At 61.5% G+C, this 13,967-nt stretch carries 14 protein-coding genes; all 14 read right to left on the bottom strand.

Annotated elements, in window-relative coordinates:
• Window positions 1-45: 45 nt before the first annotated feature.
• A complete protein-coding gene (locus tag SLW74_RS09560) occupies window positions 46-2,862 on the bottom strand; it encodes a FimV/HubP family polar landmark protein (RefSeq protein ID WP_410928714.1) in 2,817 nt (938 codons plus the stop codon).
• Between the two features lie 116 nt (window positions 2,863-2,978).
• Window positions 2,979-3,989 carry an aspartate-semialdehyde dehydrogenase gene (locus tag SLW74_RS09555; protein ID WP_410928713.1) on the bottom strand — a complete coding sequence of 337 codons (1,011 nt, stop codon included), beginning with the start codon at window positions 3,987-3,989 and terminating at the stop codon, window positions 2,979-2,981.
• Window positions 3,990-4,086: 97 nt separating this feature from the next.
• Complete coding sequence (locus SLW74_RS09550) at window positions 4,087-4,650, bottom strand: DUF1285 domain-containing protein (RefSeq protein ID WP_410928712.1); 564 nt, start codon at window positions 4,648-4,650, stop codon at window positions 4,087-4,089.
• Window positions 4,651-4,660: 10 nt separating this feature from the next.
• Window positions 4,661-5,266, bottom strand: coding sequence for a DUF4823 domain-containing protein (locus SLW74_RS09545; RefSeq protein WP_065986396.1), 606 nt, complete (start codon window positions 5,264-5,266; stop codon window positions 4,661-4,663).
• Between the two features lie 117 nt (window positions 5,267-5,383).
• Window positions 5,384-6,058 (bottom strand): TetR/AcrR family transcriptional regulator, encoded by a 675-nt coding sequence (locus tag SLW74_RS09540; protein ID WP_410928711.1) that lies wholly within the window; start codon window positions 6,056-6,058, stop codon window positions 5,384-5,386.
• Between the two features lie 467 nt (window positions 6,059-6,525).
• Window positions 6,526-7,311, bottom strand: a complete 786-nt coding sequence (locus tag SLW74_RS09535; protein ID WP_192136070.1) for a TatD family hydrolase — start codon at window positions 7,309-7,311, stop codon at window positions 6,526-6,528.
• Window positions 7,312-7,326: 15 nt separating this feature from the next.
• The gene (locus SLW74_RS09530) at window positions 7,327-7,683 is read right to left on the bottom strand and encodes a PilZ domain-containing protein (protein WP_065986393.1); all 357 of its coding nucleotides are present in this window, start codon (window positions 7,681-7,683) and stop codon (window positions 7,327-7,329) included.
• Between the two features lie 43 nt (window positions 7,684-7,726).
• Complete coding sequence (locus tag SLW74_RS09525; protein ID WP_410928710.1) at window positions 7,727-8,713, bottom strand: DNA polymerase III subunit delta'; 987 nt, start codon at window positions 8,711-8,713, stop codon at window positions 7,727-7,729.
• The gene (gene tmk / locus SLW74_RS09520) at window positions 8,706-9,350 is read right to left on the bottom strand and encodes a dTMP kinase (protein WP_192136068.1); all 645 of its coding nucleotides are present in this window, start codon (window positions 9,348-9,350) and stop codon (window positions 8,706-8,708) included. Before tmk ends, SLW74_RS09525 begins: the two co-directional genes overlap by 8 nt.
• A 43-nt stretch (window positions 9,351-9,393) precedes the next feature.
• Window positions 9,394-10,632: an endolytic transglycosylase MltG gene (gene mltG / locus SLW74_RS09515; protein WP_410928709.1), complete on the bottom strand. Its 1,239-nt coding sequence runs from the start codon at window positions 10,630-10,632 to the stop codon at window positions 9,394-9,396.
• Between the two features lie 3 nt (window positions 10,633-10,635).
• Window positions 10,636-11,454, bottom strand: coding sequence for an aminodeoxychorismate lyase (gene pabC / locus SLW74_RS09510; protein WP_410928708.1), 819 nt, complete (start codon window positions 11,452-11,454; stop codon window positions 10,636-10,638).
• On the bottom strand, window positions 11,451-12,695 hold the full coding sequence (gene fabF / locus SLW74_RS09505) for a beta-ketoacyl-ACP synthase II (protein ID WP_065993132.1): 1,245 nt from the start codon (window positions 12,693-12,695) through the stop codon (window positions 11,451-11,453). The genes pabC and fabF overlap by 4 nt, the downstream gene beginning before the upstream one ends.
• Window positions 12,696-12,802: 107 nt before the next feature.
• Window positions 12,803-13,039 carry an acyl carrier protein gene (gene acpP, locus SLW74_RS09500; protein WP_016973676.1) on the bottom strand — a complete coding sequence of 79 codons (237 nt, stop codon included), beginning with the start codon at window positions 13,037-13,039 and terminating at the stop codon, window positions 12,803-12,805.
• Between the two features lie 186 nt (window positions 13,040-13,225).
• Entirely contained in the window at window positions 13,226-13,963 is a 738-nt protein-coding gene (fabG, locus tag SLW74_RS09495; RefSeq protein WP_065993130.1) for a 3-oxoacyl-ACP reductase FabG, read from the bottom strand.
• Window positions 13,964-13,967 lie beyond the last annotated feature (4 nt).

Below are 13,967 nucleotides of genomic sequence, written 5' to 3'. Positions count from 1 at the left end.
CAAACGACCGCCGAAGCGGTCGTTTTTTTGCAGCGGTGTATACCGTCAAACGAGGCGCGACAGCATGTCCCGCGCCTCTGTCTTCTGGCCATCGTCACCTTCGGCCACCACCTCATCAAGAATGTCGCGAGCGCCGTCGGCGTCACCCATCTCGATGTATGCCCGGGCCAGGTCCAGCTTGGTGGCCGCTTCATCGGTACCGGACAGGAAATCGAATTCCGGCTCGTCATCCGCCAGCAGCGCATCGTCTTCCGTGAAACGCGGCGACGCGTCCACCGGCTTGTCCAACGCCGTGTCGAACGGCTTTGCAATCGGCGGCTGTTCCAGGCTCTGGGAGAGACGGTCCAGCTCGGCATTCACGTCGTCGATCTCGGACGCAAATGCCTCGGACGCTTGCTCGGTCTCCATCTCGTCCGCCAGGGAGAGGTCGAAATCGGCAGGCAGCTCAATGTCGTCTTCCGGCCCCGGCTTGTCGGCGCCCAACGATGCAGGCTGTTCGAACGGGGGCAGATCACGCAGATCGTCCTCCATCCCCAGCAAATAATCGTCTTCGGCTTTCAACGCCGGCTGATCTTCCGCCAGGTTGAGGTCGAAATCGTCCAGGTCGGCGGGCTCAGCAGGGCCGGATGTCGCCTGTTGTTCGCGCAGAATCGCGTCGAAGTCCAAGTCATCAGACGCCGATCCGGCAAACGGCGCATCCAGGTCCAGATCGTCGAGGGCAGCGGTGTCCTGTGCCGCAGCGCGGGTCGGCGCAGCAGCAGGCGATTCGCTGTCCAGATCATCAAGGCTCAGGTCAAAGGCGTTGTCGAACTCTTCGTCCAGCGGCACTTCGGTCACTGTTTCTGCCACCGGAGCAGGCTGCGCCGAGACTTCAGCTTCGTCGTGAAGCAGGTCCTCGACGTATTTTGCGTCCATTTCCGCCGCCAAAGCCGCTGTGGCCGCCACCCCTGCTACCGCCGCAGCTGCTGCTGCCATGGACGGATAGCGGGATTTCAGCTCTTCGACTTCAGCGTGGTTCTTTCCCGTGGCCACCAGTTGCCGCTCCTGCGCGACAAACCCGGATTTGTTGTCCTGCTCGGCATAGACCTCCATGAGCTTGAGGCGCAGATCGCTGCGCTGCGGCTCATGCTTGATGGCCTCTTCAAGAACGGCAGCAGCCTGATTGCTCCGGCCGTAAGCAATGTGGATTTCGGCCTGAACGAGCGCGTCAGCCGGGTGCTCGCGGACCGGCTCGGCGACGGTCGGCGCCAGCGGCGTCTTTGCGTTGGGCACCGGCGCCTCCAGGCCTTCAAAGCTGCTGGCAGGCATATCCATGTCGGACGCGAAGTCCGACTCTTCGGCCAACGCACGCGCCATCTGGCGATGCCGTTCGGCTTCGATCAGCGCATTGCGTCGGCGAGCCATCAGCAACAGAAGCAGCAGCAAGACCAACAGCGCGCCGCCACCGATCAGGCCCATGAGCATCGGGCTGGCGAGGATCTTGTCGAGGGCGCTGCGGTTGTCTTCATCGACCACCGGCTCAGTCGGTACGATCAGCGCTTGATCAGGGGTTGCACTGGTCACCGCCGCACCGTCAACCGGCAATGCGTCTTCGGGCGCGATTTCGTCAGGTGCCTTCCCGGCAACATCAGGCGCCGCTGCATTCGGCACCACCTGGGCCTGCATCGCCGGGTTGGCGGCGTTGTTGGGGTTGGTCACGCTGTTGGGGCTGACAGCGGGATTGGCAGGATTGGCGGCATCAATGGGCGGCGGAACCGCTGCGCCGGACGCCTGCATTTTCGCCAGTTGGTCATTCTTCAGCTGAATCAGGCGCTGCAGTTTGTCGACCTGGCTTTGCAGATCAGTCATGCGGCTCTTCAGCTCGGCATTGTCCCGACGCGTGGTGTCCAGGCTTTCCTGAGTAGTCGCCAGCTGGTTGCTGATGTCGGCGTTGTCGCTGGCTTTGCCTTTCGCTCCAGCCTTATTGGCAGAGACAAGGCTGAGGTTGTCCTTGGCGTCGATCTGTGACGGCGCTGCGCCCGCACGGTCGCGACGGGTGGCATCGACCTGACGGGCGCCGCTCGGCAGGCGTCGGCCTTCGCGCCAGGCACGATTCTGCTCGGCCACTTCGGCCACCGCGCGAGGCTGAGCCAGCGCCGTTGATTCCTGCGGCGACGGCAGACGCAACACCTGGCCTTTTTTCAGGCGGTTGATGTTGCCGGCAATAAACGCATCAGGGTTCAACGCCTGAATCGCCAGCATGGTCTGTTGCACAGTGCCGCCATTTTTCACGCGCGCGGCAATTTCCCAGAGCGTGTCGTTATTGGCGGTGGTGTATTGGGTGAACTTGGGTTCCGGGGCAGGCGCTGGAGTTGGCGTCGAAGGTGCAGCCGCTGGCGTCTCGGCGGCAGGTGCCGGGGCAGGTGCGACGCTCGGTGCGGTCGACGGCAATTGCGCGGCGGCCGCAGCGGCCTGTGGCGAGAATTTTGGCGGGTCCAGCAACAGGCTGTACTCGCGCAGCGCCCGGCCGTTGGGCCAGAGCACTTGAACGAGGAATTTTACGTAGGGATCGCGGATAGGCTTGGTGGAGGTAATGCGCAACACACTCTTGCCGCCGGGATTTACGACCGGGGTAAAGGTCAGGTCATCCAGAATCGCCACCCGGCCAACGCCGGCCTGAGCGAACTCCGCAGAGGTCGCCAGACTCGGCACCACCTGGGAGGCATTGAGGTCCTGCACTTCTGTCAGCTCGATTTCGGCCAACAACGGCTGATTCAGGGTCGACTTCACGGTCAGACCGCCGAGGCCGAGCGCTTGTGCCATTCCCGATGACAGCGCCGAAGCCGCAGCGATTGCTAAAACGAGTTTACGAACCTGAACCATAGCCCATCCCTTGTTTGAAATTTCCCCGGCAATCGCGAAGATAATGCCTGCTCGGGTGTAAGGCGTATCGACACGCCGCAGCTAGAATGATTCTTCGAATTGTGGGCAAGTATCTTTTACGCAACATCTTTTATCAACAACTCAGCCACCTGCACAGCGTTCAACGCTGCGCCCTTGCGCACATTGTCCAGCGTGACCCAGAAATTCAGCTCACAACCGTCGTCGACGCCCCCGCGTAAACGTCCTACATAAACAGCATCCTGTCCTACGGCGTCGCCCACCGGCGTCGGGTAATCACCGGGCTCAACCAGCTCGATGCCCTCGGCCGTTTCGAGCGCGGCGTGGACCGCCTTGATGTCGACCGGTTCGCGGGTCTGCACCGACACGCTCAGGCTGTCGCCGAAGAAGACCGGCACCTGGATGCAACTCACGCCGACCTTGATTAAAGGCAGCGAGAGCAACTCGCGCAACTCGCTGACCAAACGTTTTTCCAATGGCACATGACCCTCGGCGTCAGGCTTGCCCACTTGGGCCAGCACGTTGAACGCCATCTGCCGGTCAAACACCTTCGGCTCCAGCGGGCGAACATTGAGCAGCTCGGCGGTCTGCCGAGCCAGTTCAGTGACCCCTTCTCGGCCCATGCTCGACACCGCCAGGCACGCCGTCACGGTGATCCGTTCGAGGTTCAGCAGTGCGCGCAACGGCGTCAGCACCAGCGCGAGGGCGGCTGCGCTGGAACTCGGGCATGCCACCTGCTGCGGCTTGGCCAGATCAGCCAGGCGGGGGCCATTGACCTCGGGCACTACATTGGGTGCCTGCTCCACGGACAATCCGGCGGACAGGTCGATCACCACACACCCGGCGGCGGTGGCGCGCTCGGCATAGCTGCGGGTGACCGTGGCGCCTGCTGCAAAGAACGCGATCTTCGCCTTGCTGAAATCAAAGGCGTCGACTTCACGCACGCGGACGTTCTTGCCACGGTACGGCACCGAGCTGCCGGCCGATTCGGCGCTGGCGAGCAGGTGCAAATCGCCAACCGGGAAGTCGCGCTCTTCGAGAATCTGGACGATGGTTTCGCCGACAGTACCGGTGGCGCCGATCACGGCGATATCAAAGGACTGACTCATGGAAAAACCTCAGGAAAAATCGGGGGGCGGCACTTTAACTGCCCTGTGGTAGTCAGGCAATTGGGGGCAAGCGGATAGCCAGTTTGACAGGGACCGATCAGGGCTCGAGACCGATGGGGAAATATTCGCCACCGCTCCACACCCCCAGCCAGCGCTGGCCGTCGATTTCCCGCACGACAGCCAGGTCAACCAGCTGATAGAAGACATTACGGTGGATCAGCGCTTCGAGGTTGTTGCGCACATGGATATAGGGCGCCGGCTCCTGGGTCTGCGGATCGAGGTCGATACGCAGCGGATGTTCAGCCCCCGCCTCTGCCACGTCTTCGACATTGGTGGTGAACCGCAACAACTGCGACTCCCCACTGCCTTCAACGTCCAGCAGCACCGCCACAAAAGGCGCGTCGTCGACCTTGATGCCAACCTTCTCGACTGGGGTAATCAGGAAATAATCGTCGCCGTCACGGCGAATGATGGTGGAAAACAGCCGAACCATCGGCTTGCGACCAATGGGCGTGCCCAGATAGAACCAGGTGCCATCACGGGCGATGCGCATGTCGATGTCACCGCAGAAATCCGGGTTCCACAAGTGCACAGGCGGCAAACCCTTGCCGCTCTTGGCAATCTGTGCCAACAGATCGTTGGCTTTGTCCTGCCCACTCATACGCCACTCCTCAGCGGGCTTCGACGCCCAGCAAACCCCGAGCGTAAGCTTCCATCGGGGGTCCTAGCAAATCCTCGGGCTTGGTGTCGTACAAAGTCAGCAGGCCACCACGGAGGTGAATGCGGGCCGAATCGATAAGGTAGCGGGTGTTGGTTTCGATCAGCATCAGCTGTATGACGCCGTTGTCGATGCCAAGACGGTCCACTGCTTCCTGATCCGACCACTCGTCAAACGTGCCGATGCGGTCATCAGCCTTGGCAAAACGGGTGTACAGCAGATAATGCGCGCCGGCAGCCCGAGCCTCGGTCATCGCGTCATCCAGACCTTCCGGGGCGCGGGCGCGGCGGACCATCGGGAAGTATTCGATAAAACCGTTGAAGGCTTCTTCAGCCACGACATTGGGACGCGGGTAGGCGCTGCCCGGGGGAGCAAAGGCGCCTTGGGCGATATAGATGAACGAGTCAGGTTGCACGCGAAAGTTGTTCAACCGGCGGGTCGAACTGTGATCCAGCAGCCCGGCGTCACTGAGTTCATCGTGAGCGCCTTGTGCCAGATCGCTGACGTGCATGCAGCCACTCAACGCCAGTAGAGCCAGCAGTAAAACCAGGCTACGCATGTTTATCTCCAAAGTCCGGCGACGGAAAACCGGCGAATGGCCGGTTAATGCAGCTTTTGCGCCATGTCGGAGCTGGAGAAGGCTTAGCTCGCGGAATCGGGTTTACGTGGCTTCGCTTTACCCAGCAGCGGGGTCGGGCTGAGCGTCGGGTTTGGTCTCGTGCCCATGATCGAGATCCCGCTTGCGTTTGTTGCCCATGCGCACACCGATGTCCATCAGGAACTGGAAGAAACCTTCCTGATCTTCAAGGACATTGCTCCAGAACGGCGAGTGGTACAGCGCCACCGCGCCGTGCACCAGCGCCCAGGCGGCACAGTAATGGAAGTACGGAGGGACGTCTTCGAGCTTGCCTTCGGAAATCCGGCCCTTGATCAGCAAGGTCAGGTGTTCAAAGTTCGAGGCGCGGATCTTGTGCAGCTCCTCGACCAGCTCCGGCACCTGATTGCCCTTGACGACCTTCTCTTCGAGCCGGTCGAACAGGCGATAGCGCTGGGGGTCGCGCATACGGAATTCAAAGTAGGCGCGGGACAGCGCTTCTTTGTCCTTGTCGACATCCGCCGAATGCAGCAGCTCGTTCAAATCCCGCTCGTAGTCGAGCATCAGGCGCAGATAAATCTCGGCCTTGGATTTGAAATGCTTGTAGATGGTGCCTTTGCCGATACCCACGGCGTCCGCGATCATCTCGACGGTGACGCTGTCTTCGCCCTGTTCGAGGAAAAGCTTGAGCGCGGTGTCGAGGATCTCCTGCTCACGGCGGCGAAACTCACGGACTTTACGAGGTTCTTTCTGCATAGGAGGGGACTGTGGATTCGGGAATCGGAAGCGGCACATTATGCCTATCCCGCAGCAGAATGCACGGATCATCCGACCTGTATCCGTTTTCTGACGGATTTAGCCGCCAGTACGCTAAAACGAAACGCAAAGTGGCCCACCAGTCTCTTTTTTTGCGGGACGGCCTGAGTGGTCAGAAACTCGGGACATCAGTGGGATTGCGGTATCAGCAGCGCGTCAGGTATTCCAAAACTGTTTAAAAATCGTACAGCGGTCGGCTGGACGCCTGCGGATTATAGCCAATACTTATATTCGCCAACGCAGCATCTCCCCCAAGTGCCAGCGTTGGCAAGGACACCAATGGATAGCGTGTCTTTGTTTTACTCCTAATGGTCTTAACCCGGATTCACCCCCCAGAACCCGGGTTTTTTTTGCCCGCGATTTGCGCAGCGCTCGGGGCCTGGCAAGCGGCGCTGCACACGGGGGGATCAGCTTTTAACGCGCGCCAGCGGGAACAGCCGCTTGAAGTTTTCGCTGGTCTGCTCGGCGAAACGCTCGTACGTCTCGCCACGTAGCATCGCCAGGAACTCGGCCACTTCACGCACGTATTGCGGCAGGTTGGGCTTGCCCCGATACGGGATCGGCGCCAGGTACGGCGAGTCGGTCTCGACCAGCAGCCGATCGGCGGGCACTTTACTGGCGACGTCGCGCAGCGCGTCGGCGTTGCGGAAGGTGACGATACCGGACAGCGAGATATAGAACCCCAGATCCAGCGCGGCTTTGGCCATGTCCCAGTCTTCGGTGAAGCAATGCAACACGCCGGCTTGAGGCAACGCGGCCTCGCGCAGCAGTGCCAGCGTGTCGGCCCGCGCGCCGCGGGTGTGGACGATCACCGGCTTGCCGGTCACGTTGGCCGCCTGCAAATGAAGCCGGAACGAGGCCTGTTGCAACTCGGCAGCCTCGGGTTCGTAGTGATAATCCAGACCGGTTTCGCCGATGGCCACGACGCGCGGATGATTCAGCTCGCCGAGCAGCCACTCCAGCGCAGGCGCTTCGCCGGGCTTGAGGTCCAGTGGATGGATGCCGACCGAGCAGTCGACGTCGTCGTAGCGGTCGGCCAGCGCTTTCACGGCACCGGCATTCTCGGCGCTGACGCCGATGCACAGAAAGTGCCCGACGCCCCGCTCTCTCGCCGCATGCAGCGCGTTGTCGAGGGAGCCGTCATGGGCACTGAGGTCGAGGCGGTCGAGGTGGCAATGGGAATCTACAAGCATGGCGGCAGGGGCAACTTACATCGTATGGGTAGGACGGTCGGATTTCAGGGCTCCGGCCAGGTAGTTTTCAATCATGTTGCGCGCGGTGTTGTCGCCGTCGTTGAACTGCACCCCAACGCCTGCGGCGCGGTTGCCCTGAGCGCCCTTCGGCGTGATCCAGGTGACCTTGCCCGCGACCGGAATCTTTTCAGGCTCGTCCATCAGGTTGAGCAACATGAACACTTCATCGCCCAGCTTGTAGCTTTTGCTGGTGGGAATGAACAGGCCGCCGTTCTTGATAAATGGCATGTATGCGGCGTACAGGACGGACTTGTCCTTGATGGTCAGGGACAGAATGCCGTTACGCGGACCTGGACTCGGTGGCACGCTCATCTCGTTTCCTCAGGCAATGCATGATGCCATGCAGAGGGCCAGTCTAACCTTGTCCGGTCAGGCCTGCCCACTGCACCAATAACGCTTCGAGCAACAAAACCCGGTTCAGGTTCGCTTTTGACATGACCTTCTGGCGCTGCAGCAGCACCCAGTCCTGAATCGCCAGCACATTGCGCTGGGACGATTTCTGCGCCAGATACTGCACAACCTTGCGCATGTCGGTCAGGCCCAGGCCCTCTTCGTCCTGGGTCAGTTGATAGCGCAGGATCAGGCTCGACCAGTCGCAGAACCAGTCAAACAGCAACAACAGCGGTATGTCTTTCCAGCCTTCGGCCAGCTGGGTCGGCGACTGCTGGCCCTTGAGCAGCTTTTTAACGCCTTCCACCACCAGCGCCCGTTGCTCATGAACGCCCTGGCCGTGCAGCTTGACCGCGACCAACGGCGAACCTGCTGCGAGGGTCAGCAGATCGACACGCTCCTGCTCGTCGCAATCTGGCAGTGCATCGGCCAGCCAGGCGATGCTCATGGCGTCGCTGGGCAGCGGACACGCCTGTTGCACGCAACGGCTCTTGACCGTGGGCAGCAGCCGGCTCGGCTGATGGCTGACCAGCAACAGAATGGTGTTGCCCGAAGGCTCTTCCAGACTTTTCAGCAGAGCGTTGGCGGCGTTGATGTTCATCGCCTCGACCGGCTCGATCAGCACCACCTTGCGCCCGCCCATCTGCGCGGTCTGCACCACGAAGCTGACCAGGTCGCGCACCTGATCGACCTTGATCGCCTTGTCGGCTTCTTCAGGCTCCAGCACGTAATGATCGGGGTGACTGCCGGCCACCAGCAGCGAGCAGGATTTGCATTGGCCGCACGCCTCAAGGCCTGTCGGGTGCTGGCACAACAGCAGGTACATCAAACGCTCGGCCAGCGCCCGCTTGCCGATGCCTGCCGGGCCGTGGAGCAGGTAGGCGTGAGCATGTTGCTTGCGGCCTGCCAGTTGCTGCCAAAGGCCGTGCTGCCAGGGATAAGCCTCAGCCATGCCGGCGAGCCGCCAGCAGAGCAATCAGTTCGGGAACCAGCCCATCAAGGGACGACTGGACTTCGGTCAGCGGCAGCGCCGCGTCCACCAGGCGATAACGCTCGGGGGCCGCGGCGGCGCGCGACAGGTAGGTGCTGCGCACGGCATCGAAGAACGCTCGGCCCTCCTGCTCGAAACGGTCCAGCTGACCACGGGCGGATGCGCGGGCCAGGCCTATCTCGATGGGCAGATCGAACACCAGGGTCAGATCCGGACGCAGCGCGCCCTGGACAAAATCTTCCAGCACGGCGATGCGCTCGATGGGCAGGCCTCGGCCGCCCCCCTGATACGCGTACGTGGCATCGGTAAATCGGTCGCAAAGCACCACGGCACCCCGCGCCAGCGCCGGGCGAATCAGGCCAGCGAGGTGTTGCGCGCGGGCGGCGAACATCAGCAGCAGCTCGGTATCCACAAACATCTGCTCGTCGCCGGGCGTCAACAGCAGCTCGCGAATGCGCTCGGCCAATGGCGTACCGCCGGGCTCGCGGGTCAGGACGACATCAATGCCTTCACTGCGCAGGCGCTCGGCCAGGTACTCGCGGTTGGTGCTTTTGCCCGCGCCTTCGGGGCCTTCCAGGGTAATAAACAAACCGGTCACGGGCAGTCCTTGGTGAGATTCATGGCGAGTGTGCTCGCGGTTGTCATTGGCCGGGGTCACTGGCCGGTGTCGACGGAGCCTCAGCGTCAGCCTGCGGCTTCGGCGGTTGCTCGCTCGCGCCCGGCTCTGCGTCCCTGGGTTCTGCCGCTTTGGATTCTGTTGGCTGCACATCACCAGGTTTCGGATCTGTGGGCTGCTGCTCGGACGCGGGCTTATCGACGGCGTCCACGGGCAGCGCCGGTGCAGCGACAGGCGCCGGGCTGGAGCGGTAGTCCGCGCGACGCTTGAGCTGGAACGCCTTCACCGCCGCGTTGTGCGCATCCAGATCGGCGGAGAATACGTGACTGCCGTCCCCTCTCGCCACGAAGTACAGGCTGTTGCCGGCCACCGGGTGCATCGCCGCACGGATCGCCTCACGCCCGACCATGGAGATCGGCGTTGGCGGCAAGCCGGAGATGACATAGGTGTTATACGGCGTAGGCTCCTTCAGCAACGCCCGGGTGATCTTGCCGTTGTACCGGTCGCCGAGGCCATAAATGACGGTCGGATCGGTCTGCAGCAACATGCCCTGCTGCAAGCGACGCACGAACACACCGGCAATCTGGCCGCGTTCCTGGGGCACACCGGTTTCCTTTTCCACCAGCGACGCCATGATCAGAGCCTGGTAAGGATCGGAGTACGGCACATCGGCAGCACGCTTCTCCCATTCCTCCTGAAGCACTTCATCCAGGCGGCTGTAGGCTTGTTTCAGCAACTCGACGTCAGTCATGCCGCGCACGTAGCGATAGGTGTCCGGGAAAAACCGGCCTTCGGGAAAGACGTCCGGATGCCCCAGCTTCGCCATAAGCTCCGGGTCGCTGAGATCGCTCGCCGTTTGCTCCAGCTTGACCTGTTTAGCCAGCGCCGCGCGCACCTGACGGAAAGTCCAGCCCTCCACCAGGGTGACGCTGTACTGAACCACTTCGCCTTTTTGCCAGAGATCGAGCAGTGACTCGGCGTTCATGCCTGGCGCCATACGGTATTCGCCACTGTGCAGCGACTGCCCTTGCAGATTGAAGCGCCAGTACAGCCGCAGCCAGAATGCATCCTTGATGACGCCGTCGGCCTGCAGCCGATTCAGCACGCCGGTGGGCGAAGAACCCGACGGCACATCCAGCAGTTTTTCCTGGGTCAGATTGAGGGGCTGCCGCAGCGCGCTGCTCTGCTCCCAATAAGCCAGTCCCAGCAATAGCCCTGCCAGAACCACACCTGTTTCCAGCAAGACGAGTAATTTTCGGATCACGAATCAGATATCCAGAAGCCCGCGAACAAGGTGTTGGAGTTTACGGGTCAGCGGCCCAACCGGCCAGTTCAGATGCTCGACGCCGCGCACCGGCCAGATGCCGTACACGCTGTTGCAGACAAACACCTCATCGGCCTTTTGCAGGTCGGACATTTGCAGCTCCAGCTCGCGGGCCGGCATGTTCTCGCGCTCCGCCAGCGCCAGAATCTCGGCCCGCATCACACCAGCCACGCCACAGCGGCGCAGGTCCGGCGTCAGCAACACCCCGCCCTTGACCATAAACAGATTGCTGTAGACCGCCTCGACGATCCGCCCCGACACGTCCCGCATCAGCCCTTCGGCGTACTCGGCACCTTGCCATTCCCCACGGGCCAGCACTTGCTCAAGGCGATTGAGGTGCTTGAGCCCGGCCAGCAGCGGCTGTTCGGCGAGACGGGTCTGACAGGCGAACAGTTTGACGCCCTGCTCTGCATGGGCCTCGGGATACACCGGCAGCGCACTTGCCTGGAGGATGCGTCTCGGCTGTGCGTCCGCAGCGGGTGCATAGCCACGTACGCCGTCGCCACGGGTGACGATGAGTTTCATCACGCCTTCACCCAATTGAGCGGCGAAGCGGCAGCACTCCTCCTCGACCAATGCCAGATCGAGGTTCAACGCCAGGCGCTGAGCACCCAGTGCCAGACGCTGCAAATGACGCTGGAAGAGCAATGGCTGTCCGGCCTTTACAAGGACAGTCTCGAAGAGACCATCGCCGTACGCCAACCCCCGGTCCTTGACGGCCAGGGAGTCAGCTGAAAGGCCATCGATCCAGCTCACGGTCATTCGGCGTACCGGCGGAAGACCAGCGAGCCGTTTGTGCCACCGAAACCGAAGGAGTTGGAGATCACCACGTCGATCGGCATTTTCCGCGGTTCGTGGGGAACGAAGTCCAGGTCGCAGCCTTCATCAGGCTCGTCGAGGTTGATCGTCGGTGGCGCGACCTGATCCTTGATCGCCAGCACACTGAAAATCGCTTCGATGGCCCCGGCGGCGCCCAACAGGTGGCCTGTCATCGACTTGGTCGAACTGACAGCCAGCTTGTAGGCGTGCTCGCCGAATACCTTCTTGATGGCGCTGACTTCGGCCAGATCGCCCGCAGGCGTGGAGGTGCCATGGGCGTTGATGTATTGCACGTCCTCGGGACGAATCTTGGCATCGCGCAGCGCGTTGGTGATGCAGCGCGCGGCACCGGCGCCGTCATCCGGCGGCGAGGTCATATGAAACGCATCGCCGCTCATGCCAAAGCCGATCAGCTCGGCGTAGATGGTCGCGCCACGCGCTTTGGCGTGCTCGAGCTCTTCGAGGACCATGGCGCCAGCACCGTTGGACAGCACGAAGCCGTCGCGGCCCTTGTCCCAGGGACGGCTGGCGCGCGCCGGCTCATCGTTGCGGGTAGACAGCGCGCGCGAGGCGCCGAAGCCGCCCATGCCCAGGCCGCAGGCCGCCATTTCAGCGCCGCCGGCGATCATCACATCGGCTTCGTCGTACGCGATGTTGCGCGCGGCCATGCCGATGCAGTGCGTGCTCGTGGTGCAGGCGGTGGCGATGGCGTAGTTGGGGCCCTGTGCGCCGAGGTGGATCGACAGGAACCCGGAAATCATGTTGATGATCGACCCCGGTACGAAGAACGGGGAGATCTTGCCCGGCCCCTGCTCATGCATCAGCCGGCTGGTGTTCTCGATGTTGGTGAGGCCCCCGATGCCTGATCCCATCGCCACGCCGACGCGCTCGCGATTGGTGTCGTCGATCTTGATACCGGAGTTGCGCACGGCCTGAAAGCTGGCAGCCAGCCCGTACTGAATGAACAGATCGAGTCTGCGGGCCTCTTTGGCCGACAGGTATTCCTCGACATTGAATCCCTTGACCGAACCGCCAAAGCGGGTGGTGTATTGGGACAGGTCCGTGTGTTCGATAGGCCCAATGCCACTCTGGCCAGCCAGAATGCCTTGCCAGGTGCTCGGCACATCCGTGCCCAAAGGCGTCAGCATACCCATACCGGTGACCACGACGCGTCTACGCGACACAGGACTCTCCTTTCTTCTATTGATGAAACGCTGCCCTATTCAAAGAAAAAACCGCACGCCAGGGGCAGTGCGGTTTCTCCAGGACAGCAAACTACGATTACAAAATCTTACGCCTGGTGGGCAGTAACGTAATCGATAGCCGCTTGAACAGTGGTGATCTTCTCGGCTTCTTCGTCAGGGATTTCGGTCTCGAATTCCTCTTCCAGAGCCATTACCAGCTCAACGGTATCAAGGGAGTCGGCACCCAGGTCTTCAACGAAGGAAGCACTGTTGGTGACTTCCTCTTCCTTGACGCCAAGTTGTTCGGCAACGATTTTCTTGACGCGCTCTTCGATGGTGCTCATACCGTGTTTTAACTCCTAGTGGACAAATTCAGGCAGCTGGCCGATGGGTAAGTGTATAGAAGAGGTTTTGCGCATTTCAAGCTAAACGCAATTCCCGCTACGCCCGACAGCCTTCTGCCCCTTAAAAGATTTCAGCTTTATAACGGATTTTAGACAGCCCGTATGACATTTTTTCGATACGACCGGTCACATGTACATGCCGCCGTTAACGGGGATTGTAGCCCCGGTCACGTAGCCTGCACCTTCCGAGGCAAGAAAAGCGACAACATGCGCGATCTCTTCTGCCTGCCCCAGTCGGCCCAGAGGAATCTGGGCCGTCAGGGAATCACGTTGCGCTTCTGGCAGCTCGCGGGTCATGTCGGTATCGATGAAACCCGGCGTCACCGAGTTGACCGTCACTGCACGCGACCCTACTTCACGTGCCAGGGCACGACTGAAGCCTTCCAGACCCGCCTTGGCGGCTGCGTAGTTTACTTGACCTGCGTTGCCCATGGCACCCACCACCGAGCCAATGCTGATGATCCGGCCCCAACGCGCCTTGGTCATCCCGCGCAGGACGCCCTTGGACAGGCGGAACAGACTGCTCAGGTTGGTGTTGATGACGTCGTGCCACTCGTCATCCTTCATGCGCATCATCAGGTTGTCACGGGTGATACCGGCGTTATTGACCAGGATCAACGGCGCGCCAACGCGCTCGGTGATCTGGGCGAGCGCGGCTGCAACGGATTCGTCGCTGCCCACGTCCAGCGCCAGACCGAAGCCTTCGATGCCGCTTTCCTTGAAATAAGCGGTGATTTTCTCGGCACCGGACTCGGAAGTCGCCGTGCCCACGACGATAGCGCCGTTACGACCCAGTTCAAGGGCGATCGCCCGGCCAATGCCACGGCTCGCGCCGGTGACAAGTGCAACTTTACCCTGACTCATGCAG

Source organism: Pseudomonas sp. W5-36 (assembly GCF_046540455.1).
Lineage (GTDB): Bacteria > Pseudomonadota > Gammaproteobacteria > Pseudomonadales > Pseudomonadaceae > Aquipseudomonas > Aquipseudomonas graminis_B.
The sequence above is the reverse complement of the archived record's forward strand: the minus strand, read 5'-3'. Positions and strand labels throughout refer to the sequence as shown.

Bases quoted from the DNA above. Each gene is read 5' to 3' on its own strand.
- fabG (WP_065993130.1), bottom strand. From the start codon at position 13,963: ATGAGTCAGGGTAAAGTTGCACTTGTCACCGGCGCGAGCCGTGGCATT.
- SLW74_RS09560 (WP_410928714.1), bottom strand. From the start codon at position 2,862: ATGGTTCAGGTTCGTAAACTCGTTTTAGCAATCGCTGCGGCTTCGGCG.
- SLW74_RS09525 (WP_410928710.1), bottom strand. From the start codon at position 8,713: ATGGCTGAGGCTTATCCCTGGCAGCACGGCCTTTGGCAGCAACTGGCA.
- pabC (WP_410928708.1), bottom strand. From the start codon at position 11,454: ATGACCGTGAGCTGGATCGATGGCCTTTCAGCTGACTCCCTGGCCGTC.
- SLW74_RS09540 (WP_410928711.1), bottom strand. From the start codon at position 6,058: ATGCAGAAAGAACCTCGTAAAGTCCGTGAGTTTCGCCGCCGTGAGCAG.
- acpP (WP_016973676.1), bottom strand. From the start codon at position 13,039: ATGAGCACCATCGAAGAGCGCGTCAAGAAAATCGTTGCCGAACAACTT.
- SLW74_RS09555 (WP_410928713.1), bottom strand. From the start codon at position 3,989: ATGAGTCAGTCCTTTGATATCGCCGTGATCGGCGCCACCGGTACTGTC.
- SLW74_RS09535 (WP_192136070.1), bottom strand. From the start codon at position 7,311: ATGCTTGTAGATTCCCATTGCCACCTCGACCGCCTCGACCTCAGTGCC.
- SLW74_RS09545 (WP_065986396.1), bottom strand. From the start codon at position 5,266: ATGCGTAGCCTGGTTTTACTGCTGGCTCTACTGGCGTTGAGTGGCTGC.
- SLW74_RS09530 (WP_065986393.1), bottom strand. From the start codon at position 7,683: ATGAGCGTGCCACCGAGTCCAGGTCCGCGTAACGGCATTCTGTCCCTG.
- SLW74_RS09550 (WP_410928712.1), bottom strand. From the start codon at position 4,650: ATGAGTGGGCAGGACAAAGCCAACGATCTGTTGGCACAGATTGCCAAG.